This is a genomic window from Pseudovibrio sp. M1P-2-3 (genome assembly GCF_031501865.1).
In the GTDB taxonomy this organism is placed as follows: Bacteria; Pseudomonadota; Alphaproteobacteria; order Rhizobiales; family Stappiaceae; genus Pseudovibrio; species Pseudovibrio corallicola.
Map to the genome: position 1 here is coordinate 1,596,259 of NZ_JARRCW010000001.1, position 26,130 is coordinate 1,622,388.

General features: G+C 49.5%; 15 protein-coding genes. 7 read left to right on the forward strand and 8 right to left on the reverse strand.

All coding sequences use genetic code 11. From position 1 onward, the window contains the following. Positions 1 to 82 precede the first annotated feature (82 nt). Positions 83 to 595 (reverse strand): ClbS/DfsB family four-helix bundle protein, encoded by a 513-nt coding sequence (locus tag P6574_RS07395; RefSeq protein WP_310619722.1) that lies wholly within the window; start codon positions 593 to 595, stop codon positions 83 to 85. Positions 596 to 1,094: 499 nt separating this feature from the next. Here P6574_RS07395 and P6574_RS07400 point away from each other — a divergent pair, with 499 nt between their 5' ends. The 3 genes from P6574_RS07400 (at position 1,095) to P6574_RS07410 (ending at position 11,308) form a co-directional block, all read left to right on the forward strand. Beyond that, positions 1,095 to 1,262: a hypothetical protein gene (locus P6574_RS07400; protein WP_310619723.1), complete on the forward strand. Its 168-nt coding sequence runs from the start codon at positions 1,095 to 1,097 to the stop codon at positions 1,260 to 1,262. Positions 1,263 to 1,366: 104 nt separating this feature from the next. Continuing rightward, a protein-coding gene (locus tag P6574_RS07405; RefSeq protein WP_310619724.1) for an IS3 family transposase occupies positions 1,367 to 2,493 on the forward strand; the annotation gives its coding sequence in 2 pieces (ribosomal slippage) (positions 1,367 to 1,631 and positions 1,631 to 2,493; 1,128 coding nt in all). 43 nt (positions 2,494 to 2,536) lie between these two features. Beyond that, positions 2,537 to 11,308, forward strand: a complete 8,772-nt coding sequence (locus P6574_RS07410) for a non-ribosomal peptide synthetase (protein WP_310619725.1) — start codon at positions 2,537 to 2,539, stop codon at positions 11,306 to 11,308. Between the two features lie 511 nt (positions 11,309 to 11,819). On the opposite strand, the gene P6574_RS07415 is transcribed toward P6574_RS07410, so the two are convergent. Beyond that, positions 11,820 to 12,086, reverse strand: a complete 267-nt coding sequence (locus tag P6574_RS07415) for a hypothetical protein (protein WP_310619726.1) — start codon at positions 12,084 to 12,086, stop codon at positions 11,820 to 11,822. A gap of 28 nt (positions 12,087 to 12,114) precedes the next feature. Between P6574_RS07415 and P6574_RS07420 the strand changes: the two genes are divergently transcribed. From P6574_RS07420 to P6574_RS07430, 3 genes are all read left to right on the forward strand, one after another. Continuing rightward, a complete protein-coding gene (locus P6574_RS07420) occupies positions 12,115 to 12,774 on the forward strand; it encodes a protein-L-isoaspartate O-methyltransferase family protein (protein WP_310619727.1) in 660 nt (219 codons plus the stop codon). A 367-nt stretch (positions 12,775 to 13,141) separates the two neighbouring features. Then, on the forward strand, positions 13,142 to 14,503 hold the full coding sequence (locus P6574_RS07425) for a TolC family outer membrane protein (protein WP_310619728.1): 1,362 nt from the start codon (positions 13,142 to 13,144) through the stop codon (positions 14,501 to 14,503). A 273-nt stretch (positions 14,504 to 14,776) separates the two neighbouring features. Then, on the forward strand, positions 14,777 to 17,617 hold the full coding sequence (locus tag P6574_RS07430; protein ID WP_310619729.1) for a valine--tRNA ligase: 2,841 nt from the start codon (positions 14,777 to 14,779) through the stop codon (positions 17,615 to 17,617). 322 nt (positions 17,618 to 17,939) lie between these two features. Here the strand turns inward: P6574_RS07430 and P6574_RS07435 are convergent, their stop codons facing one another. Continuing rightward, a complete protein-coding gene (locus P6574_RS07435) occupies positions 17,940 to 20,003 on the reverse strand; it encodes a mechanosensitive ion channel family protein (protein WP_310619730.1) in 2,064 nt (687 codons plus the stop codon). Between the two features lie 247 nt (positions 20,004 to 20,250). On the opposite strand from P6574_RS07435, the gene P6574_RS07440 reads away from it, so the two are divergent. After that, positions 20,251 to 20,787 carry a DUF2155 domain-containing protein gene (locus P6574_RS07440; RefSeq protein WP_310619731.1) on the forward strand — a complete coding sequence of 179 codons (537 nt, stop codon included), beginning with the start codon at positions 20,251 to 20,253 and terminating at the stop codon, positions 20,785 to 20,787. On the opposite strand, the gene aat is transcribed toward P6574_RS07440, so the two are convergent. The 5 genes from aat to P6574_RS07465 all read right to left on the reverse strand — a co-directional run bounded on the left by aat (position 20,776) and on the right by P6574_RS07465 (position 26,064). Then, positions 20,776 to 21,441, reverse strand: coding sequence for a leucyl/phenylalanyl-tRNA--protein transferase (aat, locus tag P6574_RS07445; RefSeq protein WP_310619732.1), 666 nt, complete (start codon positions 21,439 to 21,441; stop codon positions 20,776 to 20,778). The two genes, P6574_RS07440 and aat, sit on opposite strands and share 12 nt — an antisense overlap. A 37-nt stretch (positions 21,442 to 21,478) precedes the next feature. Further along, complete coding sequence (gene accC / locus P6574_RS07450; protein ID WP_310619733.1) at positions 21,479 to 22,828, reverse strand: acetyl-CoA carboxylase biotin carboxylase subunit; 1,350 nt, start codon at positions 22,826 to 22,828, stop codon at positions 21,479 to 21,481. A gap of 13 nt (positions 22,829 to 22,841) precedes the next feature. After that, positions 22,842 to 23,306 (reverse strand): acetyl-CoA carboxylase biotin carboxyl carrier protein, encoded by a 465-nt coding sequence (gene accB / locus P6574_RS07455; RefSeq protein WP_310619734.1) that lies wholly within the window; start codon positions 23,304 to 23,306, stop codon positions 22,842 to 22,844. 505 nt (positions 23,307 to 23,811) lie between these two features. Then, positions 23,812 to 24,555: a DsbA family protein gene (locus tag P6574_RS07460; RefSeq protein WP_310619735.1), complete on the reverse strand. Its 744-nt coding sequence runs from the start codon at positions 24,553 to 24,555 to the stop codon at positions 23,812 to 23,814. Positions 24,556 to 24,600: 45 nt separating this feature from the next. Then, positions 24,601 to 26,064 (reverse strand): M48 family metalloprotease, encoded by a 1,464-nt coding sequence (locus P6574_RS07465; protein ID WP_310619736.1) that lies wholly within the window; start codon positions 26,062 to 26,064, stop codon positions 24,601 to 24,603. Positions 26,065 to 26,130: the final 66 nt, after the last annotated feature.

Genomic DNA, 26,130 nt, shown 5'->3' on the forward strand with positions numbered 1-26,130 from the left:
AGGATAAATTTGCTTTGACACCTGTAGTTGTGGAGTGCCGATTGAGCGAAAACAATATAAAAGTGGCCGGTATACACCACAATCATGCTATGCCGTTTGCTCGTTTCCACTTACGCAGCCTTGTACGTGCATTGGCATAAGGCGATGAAGTGTTGAACTGGATCATACGTCCTAAGGTATATTTCTCATACCAGTTTGAGCCGTAGAGGCGTTCGTTTGACTGATCTGAAATGAATTTGACAATCTCCTGCTTGGCGCCTTTGAAGTCTTTTAAAAGCTGATCGAAGGCGGTGTTTTCGTAGTCTGAGTAGAATTTTTGAGCAAGCAGGCCGAGTTGGTTCCATTGAAACCCTGTTTCTGGAAAATCAATAGGTGCGCCTTTAGCATCAAGATTTATCCATTTCAGGACCAAATGATTCCACCCAACCAGATAACTAACCAGATTATGCACATCCATCATTGTGCCTTTGGCATGTCCTTCAAGCGTTGCCTCCCGGCATCGTGCATCCGGGACTGTTTCTAGGTCTTTGAACAGTTTTGCAAAATTCACTTCAATTGCGTTGAGCAACTCGTCACGGGAGGCTGGGGTCGGCATGTGAACCGTCTCTTTTCCAAATAACACCAATACATCACAATGCGGGTGTTACTGCTAAAGGTAGTCATTATCGGTAAGTGCAACTATTGGGATGATATGACTTTGTCTTTGGCTCTTCAAGACTCTGAGCTAATAGCTTTGATACCGCGCTTATATGGGCAGTAAGGGCGTGTACGAGCGCGAAGCGCGGGGCTTCCAGCCTGAGATAGGGGCGGAGATTGAGAGGCTGTTTGCAAAGCAGTAATCAAAAGCCCCTTAATCAATGAAAAAGTTATAAAGCGCTATTCATTTTCGTTTTGAGGTCAGGTTTGCACCACCATCAAAACGGAGAACCAGCATCGCAATGGTGAGGAGAATTGCACGAAAAGACAATTCTTAAATGGACTCTTAGATTGTGAAAGAGGCAGTATCGCCACGGAGATATTCTGATTACAAGGCTTGCGCCTAGACAGCACAGTCAATGTTAATCTACCAAATGTTCATTATATTGCCAAAATACATGCTTAAAATGAAGCTAGTCAATTCTGCTGGCTTTATGAGTTATTTTCGATGGAAAATACAGGTTTCTCCCGTTGCAAATCTTATAGTTCAAGGCGGTGCGGACATGATTGCTTTAGAACACCCCTATATTTCTGATGGTGCGGTACATCATACTCGCCGGTTGTAAATATGAAGTTAGGTGTTCCTGTTTTGGCTCACGCCCGTGCACGTGACTGAGCCTCCCCCAAAGAAGTGGTCCACGTTTATGATTAGGAAAACGGAGGACTCGATATGGGAATCAAGAGACCCAAACCAGAAGAGATTGTCGTTAAACTGCGGCAAGTTGAAGTCCTGATGGGGCAAGGAATGGCGCGCTTGGATGCGATCCGCCAGATCGGCGTTACCGAGCAAACCTATTACCGTTGGAAGAAGAAGTATGGCGGAATGGGTACGGAGCAACTCAAGGAACTGAAGCGGCTGCAGAAAGAAAATGAACGTTTGCGCCGTGCGGTCTCTGATCTGACATTGGACAAGCTGATCCTTACGGAGGCTGCAAAGGGAAACTTCTGAGCCCTGCTCGTCGCAGAGCCTGCATTAACCATATACGCAGTCAGGTGAAGGTTTCCGAGCGGCGTGTTTGTCGTGTTCTTGGTCAGCATCGCTCCACACAGCGTCGCTTCCCCAAAGGGCGAGCGGATGAAGATCAGCTGGTTGCAGATATGATTGAGCTGGCACGCCAATATGGCCGTTACGGTTACCGTCGCATTGCCGCTTTGCTCCGAGAGGCTGGATGGCAAGTGAACGATAAACGTGTTGAACGTCTGTGGCGACGGGAGGGGCTGCAAGTTCCCATAAAGCAACCGAAACAGGGGCGGCTCTGGCTCAATGATGGGTCTTGCATACGTCTCCGGCCACAGTATCGCAATCACGTGTGGTCCTATGACTTTGTCCATCATCGCACTGATGATGGCAGGGCATTCAGAACGTTGAATATTTTGGATGAGTATACGCGTGAATGCCTTGCTATTCGGGTGAAGCGAAAGCTGAATGCGAGCGAAGTCATCGATGCGCTGACGGACCTGTTTATCCTGCGCGGCATACCTGCCTATATTCGTTCAGATAACGGCCCGGAGTTCGTGGCGGAGGCGGTTCAAAAGTGGATCAAATCCGTCGGAGCCCAAACAGCCTACATTGAGCCAGGATCGCCTTGGGAAAACGGATATTGCGAAAGTTTCAATGGGCGAATGCGTGATGAATTATTGAATGGAGAAATCTTCTACTCGCTACATGAAGCTCAAATAATCATAGAACGCTGGAGGAAACACTACAATACCAAACGACCGCATAGTGCTCTGGGCTACCGCCCTCCAGTTCCGGAAGTCATTATTCCGATAGACCAAAGGCCAACCATGCACTAACTTTCAAAGCGGACCACTCAAACGGGGCTGCTCACTCATTCCTTTGTCTTATCAGCAAGAGCGCCTCTGGTTTTTAGATCAGTTCGATAAGAACGCGGGTACTGCCTATCATGTGGAACCAATATTCCATCTGAAAGGTAACCTTGACTTAAGAGCTTTGGAAAAAGCGCTGCTAAAGCTAGTTGTCCGTCATGAGAGTTTGAGAACAGTTTTCATCGCTGGTGAGGATGGAGTACCTCACCAGAAGATCATATCTCCCACTACTGCAAATTTCAGTCTGGAGATTCAAGAAGACTTTTCTGGAAATAAAGAGGGAATAAAAGCTCGCATCAGCGGTCTACTGGCTCGTCCGATTGATTTGGAGACAGGCCCAGTTTTCAGGGCGACTGTTATAAAACTATTTGATGGATCTCACCTTCTAATAATTGGAGGCCACCACATCATTTTAGATGGCTGGTCTTTGGACGTTTTATATTCTGAATTAGAAGCGCTTTATGAAGAGGAGCTGGGCGGGCAGAAGGCAAATATTTTAGATTTACCTATGCACTATGCCGATTACGCAGTGTGGCAACGAAGGACATATTCAGGGAAAGAGATAAAACAGGATATCGAATGGTGGAAAGAGGAGTTACAAGGACTACCTTCTACAATCAATCTACCAGTTGACAGGCAGCGACCTAGCGCAATGAACTATCAAGGCGGCGCTGTTCCAATCTCTATTCCAACTGAGATAATAGAAGAAGCAAAGAAGTTAAGTCAGCGAGCTGATGCAACTCTGTTTATGGTTATTGAAACAGTGTTTGCTGTTTTACTATCCCGTCTTGGCGCTGGAGATGATTTTGTACTGGGTACTGCGGTCGCAGGGCGATCGCAGACAGATCTAGAAAGACTTTGTGGCTTCTTCGTCAACACAGTTGCCCTTCGCCAACGGATAAATCTAGACCGAACTGTATTTCAGCAATTGCAATTAAACCGAGAAATAACTCTTGATGCGTTCTCACATTCTGAAATTCCCTTTGAAGCCATAGTTGATGCTATTGCACCCGATCGCTCAATGGGACACGCACCTATTATTCAAGTTTTATGCGTTCTACAAAATACGCCAGAGGGTGAAGGCGACATAAGATTGCGCGACCTTTCGGCTTGCGCCTACCGAGAAACTCCAGTTGAAAAAATAAAATTTGAACTTTGTCTAGAGTTAACGGAAACTGTCGAAGGATTGATTGGTGAGCTAACGTACTCGTCTCAGTTGTTTAACGCAAGCACTGCGCAACATATTGGTTCTATGTTCGAGAACTTCTTTGCGGCAATGGTCAGCAGTACACAAACTGAGTTGTGGGAGCTCCCATTACTGGGAGAGGAAGAAATAGAACTGGTCACCTCAACCTTCAATATTGCGAAAATGGATCAAGCTCCTGCCGCAAATATTACTAGCCTATTAGTAAAACAAGCCCACATGAGACCGGATTCAATAGCGCTTTTAGAAGGAGAGAAGAGCCTAACCTATGCGCAACTGGATGAGGACTCTGACCATCTGGCTCAGTACTTACTTGGTTTGGCAGTCGGACCTGAAATGGTTGTCGGAGTTTGTTTACAAAGGTCAGTAGACCTAATTACGACGCTCTTTGCTCTGTTTAAAATAGGAGGGGGGTATATGCCCCTTGATCCTGACTACCCTGCGGAACGTCTCAACTTCATGGTGTCGGATGTTGCAGCGAAAGTAATCGTGACAGCCAGCCCTTTTATTGAGAAACTGAGGCCTGCGATAAAAGGTCTGAACACTACGTTTATTTGTTTAGATGCGCCGGAGGTTAGTTTTAAGATTAGTTCAAATTACGCGTTTGTACCTGCGCATCAGAAACCGATCGTTTCACCGGATAACCTCGCATACGTAATTTATACATCCGGCTCCACAGGGAGGCCAAAGGGGGTTGCGGTAAATCACCAGTGCGCTGTGCAGCTTGCAAAATTCCAAGGGGAAGACTTTCTTGGTGGCAAAGCGTTGAGGGTTGGCTGGTTTGCATCCATTGGGTTTGATGCATCAATATCGGAAGTTTTAATGACATTTTGGTGTGGAGGTAGCCTGATTACTATTCCCAACGAAGTCCGAAACAGCGGCAGAGACGTTATTGAGTTTATTGATAGTCACAGAATTGAGGCCATTACTCTCCCTCCACTTTTTTTAAAGGATATCGTTAAAGCTAAACCATCTGGGCTGGAGTGCTTAGTAAACGCAGGGGATATAGCGCCGCCAGATGCTTCCAAACAGGCAGCAGAACTATTTGATTACATAAATGCCTATGGCCCAACGGAAAATACTGTTTGCGCAACTCGATTTCGAGTGCCACAAGATTTTGTAGGTGGCTCTGTCCCAATAGGATCGCCTATTTCCGGCACAGAAGCTTATGTCGTGGATGAGCATCTCCAACTGCTTCCTCTTGGTGTGCTAGGTGAACTCGTAGTCGGAGGACTTCAAGTTTCCCGCGGTTATGTAGGGCGATCAGGGTTGACTGCGGAGAGGTTCATTGCAGATCCATTTTCTGGAAGGGCGGGTGCCAGATTATATAAGACCGGAGATCTAGTCCGCTGGCTTGATAATGGCGACCTACAATATGTCGGCCGCTCCGACTTTCATGTCAAAATCCGCGGATACCGCATTGAGCTGGGTGAGATCGAACAGGCCCTGACCTCGCAGCCGCAAGTCAAACAGGCCTTGGTCGTAGTCCATACCCGTACTGGGTCGGAACAATACCAGTATCTGGTTGCCTACTATGTACCCTCAGATCCCGCATGCGATGGGGCAGACTTTGATGACACTTTACGCAAAGTCCTGTCTTCAACCCTTCCAGAGTATATGGTGCCCAGTGTATTTATCAAACTGATGGCCTTACCACTGACGGTCAGCGGAAAGCTGGACCGTAAGGCCCTTCCCGATCCAGAGACGGCCTTGAGTAAAGAGGCGTATGTTGCGCCGAAAAATGATCTGGAACGCCAGCTTTGTAACATATGGATGCAGGTGCTTGGGTTGAAACGTATCAGCGTAAACACAGGCTTCTTCAAAATTGGCGGCAACTCTATTCAAGCTATCCGGCTGGTGACACGGATTAATCAAGAACTTGGGCATCAACTGACAGTGGCAGCGATTTTTGAACATCGCACGATCGCGGCTTTGGCTGAAGCTCTAGGCCACACGTCAAGAGCCCAACTAGTCATCCCGAAGGCCGCCGAGAAGGCGCAGTATCCCCTGTCCTTTGCCCAAGAGCGTCTGTGGTTTATTGACCAGTATGAGGGAGGCATAAGCGCCTATCATTCCCCTAGGCTGTTCCGTCTGTCGGAAACGGTGAACTGTACCGCCTTAAAAGTCAGTCTTGCTGCCATAGTTGCCCGCCACGAAGCCTTGCACAGCCATTTTATAAAAGATGCTGACGGGACCTATTATCAGAAAGTTTGCCAAGCTCCTTTCTTAGTAAATGAACATTTTTTGGAGGAAACTGAATGGGAAGACGCCCTCAAAGGCGCGATCTACCAGACCTTCGACCTTGAGAGAGAGCCTCCAATCCGGGCTACTATCTATACTGTCGGCGAGCAGGCCTATCTTCTAGTGGTCTTACACCACGTGGCGTTTGATGGCTGGTCCAGTCAGGTCCTCTTGAACGATCTTGCCCTATTCTACCACCACTACGTCCATGGGGCCCCACTGAAACTTCTGAAACTGACGATCCAATATAAGGACTTTGCTGTCTGGCAGCGCGGCTACCTGTCGGGTGAGCGCCTTCACACCCAACTGACCTACTGGAAAGAGCGTCTGGCCGGCTATGAGACGCTTGCCTTCCCAACGGACTTTCCGCGCCCTGCCCAGTTTGACTACAAGGGGGATGCAGTAACCTTTGCGCTGGATGCGGGCTTGTCGACAAAACTTCGAGCACTGGCTAAGGCGCGAAGGGTCAGTCTCGACACGTTGCTACGCAGTGCCTACGCAGTGCTGCTCAGCCGTACCAGCGGACAGAGCGATATTGTATTTGGCGCGGCCACAGCAAACCGGCACTACCCGCAGGTGGAAAACCTGATCGGTTTTTTCGTCAACACGCTTGCATTGCGGGTACAGGTGGCGGGGCGGCAGTCGTTTTCAGATCTGCTGCAAACTGTACATCTGTATTTAAGTGAAGCCCAGCACTATCAGGATATCCCGTTTGAACTGCTGGTCAGTGCTCTGGAAGTTGAACGGGACCGCAGCCGTCATCCCATTTTTCAACACAGTTTTAGCCTGCAAAGTTTCCCCGGAAAGCAAATCGAAGGAGTAGAGCCCGTATCCTTGTACGACACGTTCAAGCGCGCGTTGTTCGACCTGAGTCTGTTTATGGATGCAAGTCTGGAGGCGATCACAGGGCGGATCGAATATGCGACCAGTCTGTTCACACAGGCTAGGATCAAGCGTTTTACTGAGCACTTTAAAATTCTGCTCACTGGCATCGTTGCAGCGCCGGAGCTACCGGTTTCTGATTATACGCTGCTGCCATCGCGAGAATACGATCTGGTGGTACGCGACTGGAACCAAACACACGCTCAGTACCCCAAAGACAAGACTTTGACTGATCTGTTTGAGGCGCAAGTTCTAAGAACGCCGGAACGTATTGCCGTGGCGTTTGAAGACGAAGCACTCACTTACCTCGAGCTGAATGCTCGGGCAAATCAACTGGCCCACGCCATCTGCCGGGACTATCAAGCTCACGCTGGGGAGCCGCTTCGCCCTGACACCTTGATCGCACTTTTTCTGGAGCGCGGTCTGGGGAACGTAGTCAGTATTCTAGCGGTGCTCAAGGCCGGGGGAGCTTATCTTCCAATTGATCCGGACTATCCCAAGGCTCGGGCTTGTTTCATGTTGACAGACAGCCGTGTCCCGCTGCTGCTCACGCAACTGTGTCATGCCCCAAAGTTGAGGGTCTGGATAGAGGAGATGAGCAAGCCACCGCGCATAATCGCGATAGACGACAAGCACGCACTTGAGGAGTGTTGCTGCGCCAACTTGGGGTTAATCAGCGGTCCGCAAAACCTTGCCTATGTAATCTACACATCAGGTACAACCGGAAAACCCAAGGGAGTCATGGTAGCACAGCAATCGGTTATTAACCTTGCCCAAAATGAAACATCTACCCTCGGTCTGGTAGGGAATGACCATGTGCTGCAATATGCCTCGTTTGGTTTTGACGCATCTGTTTCTGAATTATTTGCCCCATTAGTAACCGGTTCCTCTTTGTATATTTGTCCAAAAGTATTGCAGGCTGAGAATATTAAGTTTTCAGAGTATCTGGTTAACAACAAAATTACACTGGCTACAGTCCCACCCCAATTACTTAAAGTACTGTCGCATCGCGAAATTCCAGAATTGAAGACTTTGGTAATTGCGGGAGAGGCCTGCGAACTATCAGTGATGAAGTTCTGGTCAAAGGGGCGAACCCTGATCAACGCGTACGGGCCGACGGAAAGCACTGTTTGCGCATCGAGGCATCCCTATAAAACTGGCGACAGCAATACCAACATCGGCAAACCTTTGGCCAATATCACTTGCTATGTACTCGACCCTTATCTTGAGCCGGTTGCTGTTGGCGCATTTGGGGAGCTTTACATTGGCGGGGTCGGTCTGGCCCGAGGATATCTGAACCGTCCAGGCTTGACCAGCGTACGCTTTATTGCCAATCCCTTTGCTTGTGAAGACGACCTCACCAATGGCCACACCCGGCTGTATAAAACCGGTGATCTGGTCCGCTGGCTCGACAACGGAGACTTACAGTATGTTGGCCGCACAGATTTTCAGGTCAAGATCCGAGGATATCGCATTGAGCTGAGTGGAGTCGAACAGGCCCTGACTTCACAGGCGCAAGTCAAACAAGCGGTGGTTGTGGCCCAGACTCGCCCGGGAGCGGAGCAAAGCCAGTATCTGGCGGCGTACTATGTGCCCTCGCAAGAGGCACAACAGACACTGCTCAGCACCCATACCAAAGACGCTGTTGAGGCTTGGAAAGGACTGTATCAATCAGCCTATGAACGAGATACAGCGGAGGACAAAACCTTTGACATTGCTGGCTGGGAAAGCTCGTTTACAGGCCAACCCATCCTGGAAAGTGGGATGAGGGAGTGGGTAGCGGCAACGATTGAACGCATCACAGCACTTGAGCCAAAGCATATTCTGGAAATCGGCTGTGGTACGGGGTTGTTGCTTTACCCACTGCTAGACGTATGCGAGCACTATACAGCCACGGATTTTTCCGAAGCTGCAATCTCTCGGCTTAAGAAAACGGTTGTCGCACTTGGCAAAGCCGACAAGATCACCGGACTTGTGTGCGATGCGGACGCAGTTGGCACGCTGTGTAGAGATACTTCAGTCGATACTGTAGTTATAAATTCGGTCGTACAGTACTTCCCCGGCCTAGCTTATTTCGAGCAGGTATTGGAAGATGCAATCAGTTGCATTCAAGACCATGGAACAATCTTTATTGGCGATGTGCGTGACCACCGCCTGCTGGAGAGCTTCCACTTCGCAGTTCAGGCGTATCTGGCCCCCGAATCCCGATTGGGTGAGGCCCAAAAACGGGCCCGCTGGTTGGCCTATCGAGATAAGGAACTCCTGCTTAACCCTGAGTATTTTATCAAACTCACCACAGATCATCCTGCTGTTTCACATGTCCAAATCTTGCCCAAGCGCGGGGACGCAAACCATGAGATGAACCGGTTCCGCTACGATGTCATCCTCAAGATTGATCGGGCACCTGCCAAATCTATACCAGTCCTGACACTTCCCCGCTTCAGCTATTCGCAGAGTGAAAACCTTAGCTCTTGGTTGCAAGATCACATGTCTGGAGGCGGTCTGATCATTGATGGTTATCCCAACAAACGGGTCTGGGCTAATTGTCAAGCATTATATCAAGAAGGGGCCGCACCCAGTTTGACGCGGGTATCCGAGGTTCTGACAACTGTAGACTTTAAGGCTGATGGTATTCTGGACATTGAGGCTTTACATAGTTTTGCAAGGGACAATCACCAGAGTCTGGAGATATTCCTGGATCCTCGGTCTGGAAAAGCAGATCAATTTACACTCCTGTTCCGCCCACTCAAAGAAACGGAGGTGCAGGAAATCTTCACTGACCATCTGTTTGAGCATATCACCACCTCGGATCAGCTCTTCAGCAACATTCCTTACACAGCACAGCGGGCTGAACTTACCCAAACCCTACGCGCAGCCCTGTCCTCAACTTTTCCCGACTACATGGTGCCAAGTATTTTTGTCGAGCTGAATGCGATACCATTAACGGTCAACGGCAAGCTGGACCGTAAGGCACTTCCTGCGCCAGAGGTAGTCTTAAGTGAAGAGGCGTATTCCGCACCACGCAGTGATGTGGAGCGTCAACTCAGCTCCATCTGGTCGCAGGTACTCGGCTTGGTGAGGATCGGGGTGAATACAAACTTCTTCAAAGTTGGCGGCGACTCTATTCAAGCTATCCGGCTGGTGACACAAATTAATAGCCAATTTAGGCTCCAGTTGACCGTGGCAACAGTATTTGAATATCCAACTATTTCAAAGCTTGCAGAAAGACTGGATGTTGGTGTTGATGAGCCATTAAGGTCTGGTCTTCCTCTTGCCCGAAAGGACATCAACCGTATTGAAGGCTTCCCTCCTCCGCAAAAAGGAACTCCAGAAACATTAAAAGATGATAGCACCGTTTTACTTACAGGAGCTACGGGATTTCTTGGCCGCTACCTACTACGAGACTTATTGGCTACGACGAATACAAAGGTAAAATGCCTGGTGCGAGGAGACACTCCAGAACACGCAAGAACTCGCCTTCTCACTGCTTTGTCGAGTGTCGAACCTAAACACTTATCTGCCATAACACTTCAGCGAATTGAGGTCATCAATGGAGATTTTTCGGAGCCCAAACTCAATTTATCAGATTCGCTTTGGAACCAGCTCTGCGAAGAAACAGACCTTATATTGCACAATGGAGCAGAGGTGAACACTGTAAAGCCCTATTCTTCACTGCGCTGCCCCAATGTGATCAGTCTTTATAACCTGCTCTCACTCATGACAGAAGGTCGTCCTAAGAAGTTACACTTTATCTCAACGATGGGTGTGTTTGCCGGTATTGCATCAGGTAAGGTTGAGGAAACAACTTCCCTATCTGACCATCCCCCAATGAATACGGGTTATGCTCTATCAAAATGGGTTTGTGAGCAAATACTCGCTCAGGCTAGGGAACGTGGCTTTAATGTTAACTGGCACCGTCCTGGCCTGATCATTGGCGATTCTAATACGGGTTATTATGATGCCCGGAACTCTGGAACAGCATTTATTCAGTTAGCCAAAGAAGTTAGAGCGGTTCCAGACTTACCGGCTGGTATTATTTGGATTAACGTGAACCGGGCTTCCTCGATGATCTTGGAGGCCGTGTTTGAAGATAAAGAAGTTCAAATGCCAACCCATATCTTTGAGTATTCTGCTCCAACGGCTGAAACTGTCGTTGAAGCCGCACGTAGGGCAGGACTAAACCTGCAACCGGTGAAATGGAAATGGTGGTACAAGCGTGTTCAAAAACAGGTACGAAAAACGCCAAACCATCCAGCTACATGGTTCGTGTCGCAGTTCCTTGACCCAAATCGTAATGTTCAAAAAGACACCGCAGACACTCACGAGAAACTAACTATTGGACCTATGGGTACAGTGTTTATTGATGGTCAAATTTCATCACGGCATGGACCAAAGGTGGATAACGACATGGTAGGCCAACTAGTTGAACCCATACGTTGGCGGTTAATGCACTGAATGTTCTTGAGACTATAAGGGGTAGTGATGGAATAGATGCCTCTCCCGGCGTATTTCTGCAATACAGAGCAGAGTGTAGCTTTTGGAAAAAGAGGGACGCAACCATGAAGAACCTTGCCGTTGTTGGAGTTGATTTATCAAAGAGCGTTTTTCTGGCGCTTAACAAAGGGTTTGACGTAAATCGGCACAATCAAGCGAACCTCGTGCCCAGCTTTCCCAGACATTAAAAAATCACCTGCAAAATACTTGATCTAGGCCTTGCGTTCAGCGGTAAGTTTGAACCGGCATCACCGACCCGGATTACTCACAGTCTAATGAGTTTCTATTGAGTTCAGCACAACGATAAGAGCGGGCTTTGGAAGGGGAATGTTAGGTAAATGACGCTCAAACAGGGCTTAAATGGGTACTTTTTGGCAATATGAAAATGGGGGTTTTTTATGTAATTACAGACACTTAAAATTATCTGTGTAGTGGATTTGCTATCCGTTGCGTTACCACTCTGCCACGATGCCTAACCAGTGGTGCGGGAGGCTTTGCGGTATTTTTGCCTGTTAGCCAAGCGCTTTTGCAAAAAACTGGCGTAAGGCTTGTGTAAAATGCACTTTTCCACCGCTTCAAGCCTGCCAAAAAGGGAAGCTTGCGGAGTATGTGTAATGCCTCTTCCGTTAAGGCCTTGTAAAGCCTCATATAAAGCAAGCTGTTTGTTGACTTGCCATTTGAGGTAGATTTCATGGCAAGTTCGCTTGTCATTCGGCTTCGAGAGCGATATTGAACGCATAACTATCTAATTTGGGATTGAGGGCGTTATGGTTGACTACGCACAGCTCCGCACGAAAATGGTTGATAACCAGTTGCGGACCAATGATATCACGGACCTGAGAATTCTTGGTGCCATGGGAGAGGTTGCTCGCGAGCATTTCGTTCCCGAAGATAAGCGCTCTTTGGCCTATATCGATGAGGATCTGCCTGTTTTGGATGATGGCTCGCGCAAGAGCGCCAAGCCGCATATCTTTGGCAAGATGGTCCAGTTGGCTGCATTTGCCAAGGATGATGTGGTTCTTGTTGTCGGTGCATCCAGTGGATATGGTGTTTCTGTAATTTCCAAACTGTGCGACTCGGTTGTCGGGATTGAGCAGGATGCGAAGCTTGTGGAGATTGCGAGCCGGAATCTTGTGGAGACAGGTATAGAAAATGCTGCCGTGGTCGAGGCTACCCACAAACTTGGCTATCCGGCTGAAGCCCCATACGACGTGATTTTTGTAGATGGTGCCGTGGAAGAGATTTCCTCGGAGCTGTTTGAACAGCTGAAAGATGGTGGTCGTCTTGTTGCTGTTGAAGGTCTTGGCGGGGCAGGGGTTGCCAACCTTTACCAAAAAAGTGCGGGAACAGTATCATCACGCTTTGGTTTTAATGCAAATGCGCCGCACCTGCCGGGATTCGAGCAGGAACTGGAATTTAAATTCTAGAAAGCGCTGCTGCTAAACTGCTGAATTAGATGGTGGAATTTTATTTTTCACCTATAGAATGATGCGTTTCTTTTGGTGGGGGTTGTATTGCGAGGAAATTTCGCAATAATTCCCTGTTAATATTTGGTTATTAAATTTAGGGGTTTCTCTGGGGCCGAGCTTTTTTCTTGATTGTTGCTCGTTTTCACCACTTTAGAAGTTTCTTTTTGAATTAACCAAGGATCCATTTCGTAGACTTGCTTTAGAAGCTATATAGTGATTTGGAATAGTTTAAACTCGCGCTAAAAGCGTTAACGGTGCAACCGTTGGAATTGGGGCTTTAATAGTGGTTTCCTTGAAGATTAAAGCAGCCGCCCTGGCTGGATTCATGGTCTTATCAGGTGGTGGGTCTGCAAGTGCCTTGTCGATCAATGAAGCGCTGTCTCTCACATACCAGAACAACCCGTCATTGAATGCGGCCCGTGCACAGCTTCGCAGCTATGATGAAAACGTACCGCAGGCTCTTTCTGGCTGGCGGCCAACATTGTATGGATCTGCAAGTATTGGGCATATCCATCGTAAAGTTAATTTCAATGACCTCCCGCGTAGCACTAATCTATCGCAGTCATATAATGACTACACGGTTGCGGCCCAGCTAACGCAAACGATTTTTCGTGGTTTCCAGACGGTGAACTCCACTCGCCAAGCCGAGGCAATTGTGTTGGCTCAGCGGGAAGAATTGAAAGCGACGGAGCAGTCTACGCTGCTGAATGCGGTTACGGCCTACATGGATGTGATCCGCGATACAGCTCTTGTTTCCCTTTACCGCAGCGATTTGCGCTTTCAGGACGAAAACCTGAGGGCAACAAAGGACCGCTTTGCTGTGGGTGAAGGCACTAGAACCGATGTGGCACAGTCCGAAGCTGGCCGCGCCAGTTCTGAATCTTCCCTCAATCAGGCTTTGGCGCAGCTTAATGCCAGCCGAGCCTTTTTTGTTCAGGTTGTTGGAGAAGATCCTAAAAGGTTGAGTGCGAACACCAATGTGGCTTCGCTTTTGCCGAAGACCGTTTCTTCGGTTGTGTCTGTCGGGCAAAAGGAACATCCCTCCATTCGGGCTGCTTTGCATACAGTGGATGCCGCGCTTTTCGCAGTGAAATCCACAGAAGGACAGTTGCTTCCCGAGTTGTCTTTGGAAGGAAACCTCTCCTACAATAAAAATACCATTCCAGCGAGCGCTAGCGGAAACGGCGGATCGGAAACCAGAACAGCTTCTGTTTATGGCCGTCTCACCGTTCCTATTTATCAGGCTGGTTATGTATCCTCCACCGTGCGGCAGGCTAAAGAAGATTTGGGTCAGACGCAGATCCTTGTGGATGTGGCGCGTGATGAAATTCGCGCAAGGGCGATCTCTGCATGGGGCTCCCTGAATTCGGCGATAGCGTCTATCTCGGCAGCTGAAGTGGAAGTTGCAGCAGCCCGGCTGGCGCTGGAAGGCGTGATTGAAGAGCAACGGGTTGGTCAGCGCACCACATTGGATGTGCTGGATTCTCAAAGTGATCTTGTTGATGCGCGCGTAACACTGGTGACAGCTCAGCGTAACAAAGTTGTCGCCGCTTACACTCTGCTCTCCTCTGTTGGGCATTTGACCTACGATCAGCTTAACTTGACTGGTCCGCGCTACGATGCTTCTGAGCATTACAATCAAGTTCGCGATAAATGGCTGGGTTTACGCACTCCTGATGGACGCTAGTTTACAGCTTAAGTGAAATTTTAAAGGGGGCTTCGGCCCCTTTTTTCGTTAGGTGGATAGAAGAATTAGATTCGTGCTTTACCGGCTTGATGGTGTTGCTGAGTGTAAAAATGGCGAGCGTAACTGGGCTTTTGATCCAAGAATTTCCAATTGTAAAGAATGAACCCGTTTATATAGCTTGCAAAGGTGCATCCTCCCAGTGTCATGGAGTTGACAGTGGAGCCCCAATCCGGTTTACACCGTGGCAACCTTCGAATTTGGAAGAAAAGAATTATGCTGGACAAGACATATGAGGCGGGCTCTGTTGAACCGCGGATTTACGAGACATGGGAAAAAGCCGGAGCATTTAAGGCTGGTGCAGGCGCTGTAGACGGCGCTGCTACTTATTCCATCGTGATTCCGCCCCCCAACGTGACAGGCTCTCTTCATATGGGCCATGCGCTGAACAACACTTTGCAAGACATTCTGGTTCGCTACCAGCGTATGCGCGGGCGCGATGTTCTCTGGCAGCCGGGTATGGACCACGCGGGTATTGCAACCCAGATGGTTGTTGAGCGCCAGATGGCCGCTGACGGCGGTAATATCGGTCGGCGTGATATTGGCCGTGAAGCCTTTGTTGAACGCGTGTGGAAGTGGAAGAACGAATCCGGTGGGATGATTTTCAACCAGCTCAAACGCCTTGGCGCCTCTTGTGACTGGTCCCGCGAACGCTTCACCATGGATGAAGGGCTCTCCAAAGCCGTTCTTGAGGTCTTTGTTTCCCTGCATAAAGAAGGCTTGATCTATAAAGACAAGCGCTTAGTGAACTGGGATCCGAAATTGCTCACCGCTATTTCCGATTTGGAAGTTGAACAGTTTGAAACCAAAGGCAAGATGTGGCACTTCCGCTATCCACTGGCTGATGGTGTGACCTTTGACTATCCGGTGGAGTTTGACGAAGACGGTAAGCCAACCGCCTTTGAAAAGCGCGACTACATTGTCATCGCCACCACACGCCCGGAGACCATGCTGGGTGATACGGCTGTTATCGTTCACCCTGATGATGAGCGCTTTGCCTCTCTTCAGGGCAAAGAAATCATTTTGCCGCTGGTTGGCCGCCGTATCCCGATCATTGCTGATGATTATGTGGAAATGGACACCGGTACCGGTGCCATGAAAGTTACACCTGCTCACGATTTCAACGATTTTGATATCGGCAAGCGTCATAACCTGCGTATGATTTCGATCATGGATCGGGAAGCCAATATCATTCTGGATGAGAATGTCGATTTCCTTGAGGGGCTTTCTGAAACTGACGAACTGAAGACAACCATCAAATCTGTTCACGGTATGGAGCGCTTTAAGGCGCGTAAGCTGATTGTTTCCGCACTGGAAGAAAAAGGCTTGCTGGACGAGATTGTCGATCACGCCCACATGGTGCCTCATGGGGACCGGGGCGGCGTTCCAATCGAGCCTATGCTCACCGACCAGTGGTATGTGGATGCCAAAACAATGGCAAAGCCTGCTCTTGAGTCTGTGCGTGAAGGGCGTACCAAGTTCGTGCCAAGTAACTGGGATAAGACCTACTATGAGTGGATGGAAAACATCCAGCCGTGGTGTGTGTCCCGTCAGCTGTGGTGGGGACATCGCATCCCTGCATGGTATGGCCCGGAAGGTAAGATCTTCGTTGAAAAGAGCGAAGAAGATGCTATCGCTGCGGCTAAGGCCTTCTATGGCAAGCCTGTAGAGGTTCTGGAGACCAACGATGCCATCGCCCGCCATGATGCTGGTGAAGACGCATCTATTGCCCTTTACCGCGATGAAGACGTGCTGGACACATGGTTCTCATCTGCCCTGTGGCCATTCTCTACGCTCGGTTGGCCGGATAAGACACCCGAACTTGCACGTTACTATCCAACTTCTGTTCTCGTAACCGGCTTTGACATCATCTTCTTCTGGGTTGCCCGCATGATGATGATGGGCAAGCACTACATGAAGACGGAACCGTTTGATACGGTTTACATCCACGCCCTTGTTCGCGATGAAAAGGGTGCCAAGATGTCCAAGTCAAAGGGCAATGTGATTGACCCGCTGGCTTTGGTTGAAGAATACGGCGCCGACGCGCTGCGCTTCACACTCGCGGCAATGGCGGCTCAAGGCCGTGATATCAAACTGGCAACCTCTCGTGTTGCGGGCTACCGTAACTTCGCGACAAAGCTCTGGAATGCTTGCCGCTTTGCCGAGATGAACGAGTGTCACCGTGTGGAAGGATTTGATCCCGCCCATGCAAAACAGACTGTAAACCGCTGGATCGTGACGGAGATGAGCCGCTCTGTGCGCGAAGTTTCCGAAGCTATTGATACTTACCGCTTTAATGATGCGGCAGGCGGTGCCTATCGCTTTGTCTGGAATACCTTCTGTGACTGGTATCTGGAGCTGGCCAAACCGATCTTTAATGGAGATGATGAGGAAGCAAAGCGTGAAACCCGTGCGACTGCTGCTTGGGTTCGCGATGAAATTCTCAAACTTCTGCATCCTTTCATGCCGTTCATTACTGAAGAGCTGTGGTCGCGCACTGTTGAAGGCGATGGCGTAACCAAGCGCGACAACATCCTTGCGCTGTCCCGCTGGCCGGAGCCAATTGGTGAAGACGCGGCGGCAGCTGAAGAAATCAACTGGCTTTTGGAAATGATCTCCCAGATCCGTTCCGTACGCTCTGAAATGAATGTTCCAGCCGGTGCGCGTGTGCCTGTAGTGCTGACAGGGGCTTCAGAGCTTACCAAGCAGCGTCTGGCAATTCACGAAGCTGCGATCATGAAAAATGCTCGCGCAGAATCTGTGGCGGTTGCAGATGAAGCACCACAGGGCTCGGCGCAGATCGTTGTGGGTGAAGCAACCGTGTGCTTGCCACTTGCCGGTGTCATCGATCTATCCGCAGAAAAAGCCCGTCTTGAAAAAGACCTTGGCAAAATTGAAGCGGAATTAACCAAGATCAGCAAAAAGCTCGAGAACCCACGCTTCGTGGAAAAAGCTCCAGCAGACGTTGTTGCGGGTGAAAAAGAAAAAGTCATCGAACTGACCGAGCGTAAGGGCAAGGTTGGTGAAGCCTTGGCCCGTTTGGCGGCATTGGGTTGATGTGTTCTAGAATAATTTAAAGCGGTTAGGTGATTCAACACAACCCCTCATGGCTCTAAAACGTCATCTCTAATAAAGGGTGAGACCTACTTTATGGTCTTGCCCTTTATTCGTTTTTAGAGCGTGTTGGGATTATTCACGTTCACACCTCACACTCTAATCCCTTTATTTAAAGCGAATTCATATCGTTTGAATGAATGCAATCAAACTTAGCACGCTCTAAAGCGGATCTCAGCAAAGGGGAGATCGGTTTTTGGAAAAAGGTACGCGCAAAAACAATCAGTTATAGCTTTAAGGTGTTTCTATAAAATATCGCAGAGCTTTAAGCGGCAGACTGTCCGTCTTTGGGAGTAGGTTTAGAAGACCTCTTATCTTTCCCGTGAAGCTTCTTGGATATTTCTTGTAGTTTACGTAGTGCACTGTCTTTTGGGGGCCAGAAGCCAGTTTTTTCCTGTCCGTTGGTTATCATCTCGGGGGTATCGGGAAAGGGGAGGTCACTGGTTGAACGCAGATTGTTTATAACACCTTCTGCGAACTCTTTTCGCTCGGCATTCAGGCCCGTATCCTTGGCAAAATAAGTGGTGGTGGAGGGGAAGGCAAAGTCGGAACCATTGTCCTCTATGATTTCATAAAGAGAGAGAAGGATGTCCTCTTGAATGCCTAGATACTTATCATAGGAAGGTTCTTTAATTTCCACTTTGACTTCTATATTTAACGCACAATCTGCAAACTCCACCAGTCTTACGCGTACAGTCTGGGTGAGTGTCTTGGGGTGAGCGATAATGTAGTTGCGCATATCAAGCAGGATCTTGCGAATTTGGTCCGGGCTGGTTTCGTATCGAAGACCAATAATGTGTTGCATATAATTGCGATCACGTTTGGTGTAGTTGGTGATTTTCATCTTTGCCAGATCGGCATTGGTAATGGTTGTGAGGGTTCTGTCTTTTGAGCGAATACGCGTGGACCGGATGCCGATCTGCTCCACAGTTCCCATCGTTTCGCCAAATTTACAAAAATCCCCGATACGGAGAATGTCGTCTGCATACAAGTTAATGCCACCTAGAAGGTTTTCCATGGTGGGCTGGGCGGCAAGTGCTAGAGCAAGGCCACTTACACTCAAACCCGCAATAACTCCGTAAAGAGGAATCCCGATCCGGGTGGCACCTATGGCAAGTATTGCTAAAACTGCCACGATAGACAAAAGGTAAAAACCGGTTCGTAAAATGCTCTGGTCAAGCTTATTGGCATTGATATTGCGCGTGATTGCGTGTTGGGCAATCAGGTTAATGAGCCGGTAGACGATGAAAGACAGGACGAGCCAGGAAACCGCTTCAACAAAAAGGCTCAAGCCAGTGCGAACCTGTCCGGTTACGTTTATTTGATTTATGGCGACATACTGGTAGGCTTGCAATGTGGAAAGACAAATGACGGGCATCAACAGGGAGGAAATACGCTTCTTTCCAAATGGTTCTGTTTTCTTTCTTTTGCTGCCTATAATGCGGGTGAGCAGCCATAAAAATAATACGGCCACCACTGTTGAGCCCGCTAAGCCAATCCATTGCCATAGGGCTAGCCCCCCGGACTCTTGCATAATCCAGTCTCCCTGCTGGCGTACAAGCTCGAACCACGCCGGAGGAAGAAGCCCTTCAGGGCTACTCTTGTAAAAATTGAAAAAATCATCAGTACTCCCTTGTTTATTGGGAAGTACTTTTATGGAGTTGTAGAACTTATAGGCGGCGGCCACCGTTTGGGGCGTGAAGGTGTAACTGCCTGCGTTGGGACCTTCTGTTTGCTTACCTATGATGATACGTGAGAAGGGAATTCGCCATGAATCCGGCAGATCTTTCTGGCTGTAGTCATAAAGACCAGCTGCTTTGCCCGGAATACTTTCAGGGTCAGGTAGGGGCAGCCTGTCGAGCACTTCCTTCATTAACATAGCCACTTCAAGGCCAGTTTGCTGTCTTTCAGCCTGAGGTATTTGCGAGAGGTTTAAAGTTTCCGTGGCTTTGTTAAAAAGAAGCCGAGCGATCCGTATATCGCCTTGCACATCACTCGAAGGAGTTAGGGAACCGCCCGTTTTTATTGGAGACAAGCTCGACCTTTGATAGGCTTCCAGAACGGTCTTGCTAGCTTCATCCATGATGGTGGTAAAGCTTTCAAGCGTGGCGCGGGGGGAGCTGGTATCAAGGGGAGCGAGGGGGTAACGTTCTAAAAAATCAATTGCTTTGGCGTTGCCCTGATACAGTTGAGAAAGTTGCTTTGCTTTGAAGGGGGTGCCGTTTTGAGTACCCGTGGTTTCCTGTGCCAAACACATGAAAGCAGAACATGCCCATAAAATAAGTGCGATGAGGGTTTGCATGGATGTACGGGGAGGACACGGGACCATAAAATACACTCCAAAAAGGCTATTCTTTGAAGTATGAAGATTTGTTGTAGATAAACCTTTACGTGGGTTCCAGTGAATTCAACTGGGTTAAATTTTACGGCGAATATGCATTGAGGTGTGGCAATCCTCTATTTTATATCGGGTTTATGGCAGTTTTGCCCCAAAATGACCTTTTCGGGCTTATACACCTTTGCTACAGACTAAAGGTAGATTCGGGTGAATCGTTTACATCGCGGAATGGTTAAGTATGTTTAAGAGATTGCAGCAACTTTCATGGAAGGCTTCAGTTGCCGCCAGCCTTGCTATATTGGCAGGTGGTTTCGGGCTCAGCGAGGCTGCGGCTGCAAAAATTGATAATCCTGTTGCCGAGTTCAAAGGCTTGGATAAGGTGACAGGCCGTCTCATTTCCTTCGACGTTTATATGGGCGAGACCGTTCAATTTGGCGCGCTTCAGGTAACGCCCAAAGTCTGCTACACACGCCCGCCCACAGAGACCGCGAAAACCACGGCCTTTTTGGAAGTCGATGAAGTGACACTGGGCAATCAGGTTCAGCGCATATTCGGCGGCTGGATGTTTGCGGCAAATCCGGGTGTTCACGCAATCGAGCATGCGGTCTATGACGTATGGCTGGTAGGGTGTAAGAAATATTCCGACGTGCCGCCGCCGGAGAACTACGAGGGGCCGGATGTAGCTAATGCCCCGGAAGTTGATTATCTGGCAGGTAAAGACTTCGTCAGCTCTGGTGTAGTTCCCGCTCCATGGCCGAATCCGCTACGGTTCTAGAGCACTTGCCTCATCAATAATGTGAAGAATTTCCTTGCCGGTAGCTGTTTCGGCAAGGTGGTAAAAGTCCGCTTGCTTTTGCAAGGCGGTCTCCAGCATTTGTATGTAGGTGTCCCGGTGTACTTCTTCTGCGCCAAATTGCATAAGGTGATCGGTAACGAACTGTGTATCCAGCAGCTGATACCCCCCCTTTATGAGGCGGGCAACGAGAAACGCCAGTGCGACCTTTGAAGCATCCCTTTCAAAAGAGAACATGCTTTCCCCAAAAAATACTGAGCCAAGGCTGACGCCATAGAGACCACCAACAAGCCTGTCGTTGAAATAGACCTCGACACTATGGCAATGGCCCAGTTGAAAGAGGGCGGAATACAAGCGCCTGATCTCGCTGTTGATCCATGTATTGCTTCGCCCGGCACCTGGAGCCGCACACCCGTTGAGGACACCAGCAAAATCCTGCGAAACTTTGATGTGGAATCGGTCTGACCTGATTGTACGGCGCAAGCGGGAGGGGACATAAAAAAGATCGAGCGGCAAGATGCCCCGCCGCTCGGGTTCAACCCAGAAAAGTGTTGGGTCCTCAGCAGATTCAGCCATAGGAAACACGCCGCAGGCGTATGCCTTCAAGAGAACTTGCGGGGTAATCTCCAAAAGCATGGATGGTCCACCAACTACCTTTTAAGCACTTTGTTCTTTATAGAGACTTTTCCATCTCCAGGAACTTTTCTAGCCAATGAATGTCATAGGCTCCATTTGCGATGTCCTGATTGTCCATCAATTCCCTGAAGAGCGGGATTGTTGTTTCAATACCATCTACCACAAATTCACTCAAACAGCGGCGCAGGCGCATCATGCATTCAAGACGCGTACGTCCATGTACCACGAGCTTTCCGATTAAGCTGTCATAGTATGGCGGAATTTTGTAGCCTTGATAGACACCAGAATCCACGCGCACACCCAGACCGCCCGGTGGGTGGTAATAGGTGATCTTGCCTGGGGAAGGTGTGAACGTGCGTGCATGTTCTGCGTTAATGCGGCACTCAATGGCATGACCCGTGAAACGGATATCTTCTTGACTGATGCCTAAAGTCGCCCCACTGGCAATGCGAATTTGCTCATGAACCAGATCGATATCGGTCACCATCTCGGTGACAGGATGCTCCACCTGCAAACGGGTATTCATTTCAATGAAATAGAACCCGCCATTTTCATAGAGGAATTCAACAGTGCCGGCGCCGCGGTACTTCATCTTGCGCATGGCGTCAGCGCAGATTTCACCAATTTCCTGACGTTGAGCGTCATTCAAGGCTGGGGAAGGGCACTCTTCGAACACTTTCTGGTGGCGGCGCTGCAGTGAACAGTCGCGTTCGCCCAGATGGATGGCATTTCCCTGTCCATCACCCAGAACCTGCACTTCGATATGACGCGGCTTGCCAAGGTACTTTTCCATGTACATGGCATCGTCACCAAAAGCCGCCATGGCTTCTGAACGTGCGGTGGAGAATGCGGTTTCCAGCTCGTCCGGTGTTTTGGCTACCTTCATACCACGGCCACCACCACCTGCGGCAGCTTTCAGGAGAACAGGGTATCCAATTTCATTGGCAATAGCATGAATATCATCGTCCGGTGTCACTCCGCCGTCCGAACCGGGAACCACTGGAATACCAAGCTCTTTGGCTGTGATTTTCGCCATGATCTTATCGCCCATAATCCGTATATGGTCGGAAGTTGGGCCGATAAAGGTAATGCCGTGGGCTTCAAGGATCTCCGCAAAACGGGCATTTTCGGAAAGGAAGCCATAACCGGGGTGCACTGCATCTGCACCTGTGATTTCACAGGCAGCAAGGATCTGCGGGATATTCAGATAACTGTCTCTGGCAACGGGCGGACCGATACAGACACTTTCGTCGGCAAGCCGCACATGCATCGCATCCTGATCGGCTGTGGAGTGCACAGCAACAGTCAAAATGCCCAGCTCTTTACAAGCTCGCTGGATACGAAGTGCGATCTCGCCGCGGTTTGCGATGAGGATCTTTGAAAACATCGGAGTCCGTCCGTTATTCGATGATGACAAGAGGTTCGCCAAATTCTACAGGTTGACCATCCGTGACGAGAACCGCAGTGATGCGACCGGACTTTGGTGCCGGGATCTGGTTCATGGTTTTCATCGCTTCAATGATGATCAAGGTGTCGCCTTCGCGAACGTTTGCACCAACCTCAACAAAAGCACGGGCACCAGGCTCTGGCGCAAGGTAAGCAGTACCAACCATTGGAGATGGGACGGCACCAGGGTGGTTGGCTGGGTCTGCTGACACCGCAACCTCAACTGGAGCTGGGGCGGAAACTGCTGCTGGAGCAACGGCTGCTGGTGCAACTATTGTTTGGGCTCCGTTTGCTGCCTGACGTGCGACGCGAACGCGGAAGTCATTTTGCTCAAGTTCAATTTCTGTAAGATTCGTTTCATCCAGAAGGGTCGCGAGCTGACGGATCAGATCCTGGTCAAACTTTTTTGGTTTCGTCATCGTTTAATCGTCCAGTTTGTGTTGCTCAGGCAACGGAAGCCAGAGTCACCATCAAATAAAGTGTCCGCCTACAATGAAGTCAGTATGCAGACGAGTGTTATTTTTCTCTAGTGCCCGAAGGATGTTAAGCCCATAGTTGCACCAGTGTTCTTTTTGCCAAGGACCTGAGAAGTAGGTCTATGGTCTCAATTGCATTTTGAGCCCGAAGGCTCAAATTAGCCCTGCTATCCAAAGGCTCACACTCATTTGAAGTGGATCTCTTTGGAGCGCTCCTTAGCCTGCAAAAACTCAAGGTTCATAAGTGCCAAATTATTGGCAGACCAGCAGTTCCCAGGAAAATCAAGAAATTTCCTACTTTTAAATGAACTCCCCTAGAACTACGAGTTGTCAGCAGTTGGAACCTTATAAATTCAGAGCGGATTAAGGAAAAGACCCAAACCCGCTTCTAAACGCAGAACTTAAAGTTTTTCGCCGGATAATTTGCCCTTTTTGTTACTTGGGCACCTTATTGACGTTCAGCTTCAATTTTCTTCTTCAAAGTGTCGTACCCAACTGCGCCCACAACAACTTCATCTCCAATTGCGTAGGAGGGGGTGCCGGTGAGGCCAAGAGTACCTGCAATACTGTAGACTTCCTGAAGTGTAGCCTGTGCAACGCCTGCGTCGATTGCCTCTTGAAGTCGAACTGTATCCACGCCAATTGACTTTGCTGTATCCAAAGCGGACTGCTTGTTGGCACGGCCTCTGGAGGAGAGCATGAGGCTATGGAATTCCTCATACTTCTCGGGGGCGATCTGGTTCAGGGCAATGGCAACTGTCGCAGCCTCCACGGAAGGTTGTCCCAAAACAGGAAACTCCTTCAGAACGACGCGGAGATTTTTATCCTCTTCAATCAAACGGAATGTATCGCCAAGAGCACGTTTACAGTAACCGCAATTGTAATCGAAGAACTCGACAAGGGTTACATCCCCATCAGGGTTCCCAAGAGTGACTTGGTTTTCGGAATTGAACAGAAGCTCTGAGACTTGGGACATTGCCGTTTTACGGGCCTGTTCTTCCTGCGCGACACGCTGCTCCTCCAAAACAGTCAAGGCTTCAGCAATGACCTGCGGGTTCTCCAGAAGGTACTCGCGTACGATCTTTTCTACGGCCTCTTTGTCGGGGGCAGTTTCTGCAGCGCCCGCCGAAATCGACGGGAGCAAAAGCATAACTGCACAGCCGGAGAGTACATTGCGAACGTGCTTATTCATTCTATCTCCATAGTGCCAATTGGCACTGTTTACCTCATATCAAAGCTAGCGCAAAGCCCTGTTGACTTTATAAGATAGGATGTCATCGGCCTGTTGCCATGAAATGGAGCCGGTTTTCATCTTCTTTTTTGCTCTAGCCGCATATTGTTGGGCACTTCTCAGGTTTCCTCTGGCAAGCAGGCTTTTGGCAGTCGAAAGATCTGCCATAGCGGTATCGCCTGTGCGCCCGTACGCAATGGCCAGTTGGGTGTAACCAATGTGGGAGTTCGGATCACGCCTGAGAGCGGTTGTCAGTATTCTCTTGGCCTCCGGCAGATACTGCGGGTTCTCAGAGGCAACGAGAGCAAAGCCAAGCCAAATTTCCAGCTGCGGGTTGCGCGGCATGTAAGACAGGGCTTTTTTGAATGGTGCAATGGCGGCAGCCGGATTTCCACCTTCAAGAAGAGCCTGCCCCTTCAATTCATAGAAATACGGATTGTTGGGCTGCTGCGCTATGAGTTTGTCAATGGCTCTTGCTGCCTTCTTGCCACTGGAAGATTTCATGGTGGCAACCGCGCGCGCGTATTGGGCGGGGAGCGATTTGTTGGAGCGGGGGTAGAGCCGGTAAGTCGATTTTGGATGGGATGTGAACGCGGCAAGCTTTGCCCGCACCATATCGTGGCGCTGCTGGAGCTGTGAGGGAACCTTCTTGTTGAAGTGACGGCTTTTCTTTGCTTTCACCTGAAGGGCGTTGAAGCGATCACGCGGCATCGGGTGACTGATAGCATAAGGGTCCGCATAACGTGCGGAAAATAAAGCAGCGTCTGCCATTCTCTCAAAGGAGGTCAGCATTCCTTTTGGCGAGGTACCTGTGCGTTCCAGATATTTGAGAGCAGCTTGGTCGGCAGCAGATTCTTCCGAGCGCTTATAGGCCAGAAATGTTCTTTGTGCGAGGCTCCCACCTCCCATAGCGGCGGCAGCGCCGCCTTGTGCAACAGCACTGCTTCCTGCCGAAACACCTGCAGCCGCGGCGCCAGCACCCAAGATCATACCGATTACTGAAATGACGCGGGCATTTGCCGCCGCCTGACGCATGCGAACGAGATGGTTACCCGTGATATGGCCGGTTTCGTGAGCGATGACGCCGATAACTTCCTCTGGGGTCTTGGCGGTCATGACCACGCCGACGTTGATGAACATTCTCCGGCTGTCCGGGACAAAGGCGTTGTAGCTCTTGTCGTTAACGAGGATGATCTCAACTTGGTTGGCGGGCAGGCCAGCGGCTCTAAAAACTGGGCGGGCGTAGTCTCTCAGCAGGTTTTCCGTCTCCGCATCGCGTACCAGCGGCACTTTGGACTGCGCCTGTGCGCTAGAGAGCGGTAGCCCTGAAAAAAGGAGAGAGAGCGCCGTTACAGATGCGACTGAACTTCGGGCCAGTTTGGGCACCAAGTCTTTTACCGAGTAATTGAATCGAAATGTTGAGCAGATAGATTTCAGCAAAACACGCCCCCCTGTATAGCCCTCTGGCATAACCAAACGTTTTAGTTGTTTACACCATATCCCTTCAATGAAGGCTTAACCATCCGAGCAAGGCTG

What these genes read in the sequence shown, in the direction of transcription:
- P6574_RS07430 (WP_310619729.1), top strand. Translation starts at nt 14,777, where the DNA reads ATGCTGGACAAGACATATGAGGCGGGCTCTGTTGAACCGCGGATTTAC.
- P6574_RS07395 (WP_310619722.1), bottom strand. Translation starts at nt 595, where the DNA reads ATGCCGACCCCAGCCTCCCGTGACGAGTTGCTCAACGCAATTGAAGTG.
- aat (WP_310619732.1), bottom strand. Translation starts at nt 21,441, where the DNA reads ATGCTTTTGGAGATTACCCCGCAAGTTCTCTTGAAGGCATACGCCTGC.
- accB (WP_310619734.1), bottom strand. Translation starts at nt 23,306, where the DNA reads ATGACGAAACCAAAAAAGTTTGACCAGGATCTGATCCGTCAGCTCGCG.
- P6574_RS07435 (WP_310619730.1), bottom strand. Translation starts at nt 20,003, where the DNA reads ATGGTCCCGTGTCCTCCCCGTACATCCATGCAAACCCTCATCGCACTT.
- P6574_RS07465 (WP_310619736.1), bottom strand. Translation starts at nt 26,064, where the DNA reads ATGCCAGAGGGCTATACAGGGGGGCGTGTTTTGCTGAAATCTATCTGC.
- P6574_RS07440 (WP_310619731.1), top strand. Translation starts at nt 20,251, where the DNA reads ATGTTTAAGAGATTGCAGCAACTTTCATGGAAGGCTTCAGTTGCCGCC.
- P6574_RS07415 (WP_310619726.1), bottom strand. Translation starts at nt 12,086, where the DNA reads ATGCGTTCAATATCGCTCTCGAAGCCGAATGACAAGCGAACTTGCCAT.
- P6574_RS07420 (WP_310619727.1), top strand. Translation starts at nt 12,115, where the DNA reads ATGGTTGACTACGCACAGCTCCGCACGAAAATGGTTGATAACCAGTTG.
- P6574_RS07400 (WP_310619723.1), top strand. Translation starts at nt 1,095, where the DNA reads ATGCTTAAAATGAAGCTAGTCAATTCTGCTGGCTTTATGAGTTATTTT.
- accC (WP_310619733.1), bottom strand. Translation starts at nt 22,828, where the DNA reads ATGTTTTCAAAGATCCTCATCGCAAACCGCGGCGAGATCGCACTTCGT.
- P6574_RS07460 (WP_310619735.1), bottom strand. Translation starts at nt 24,555, where the DNA reads ATGAATAAGCACGTTCGCAATGTACTCTCCGGCTGTGCAGTTATGCTT.
- P6574_RS07425 (WP_310619728.1), top strand. Translation starts at nt 13,142, where the DNA reads ATGGTCTTATCAGGTGGTGGGTCTGCAAGTGCCTTGTCGATCAATGAA.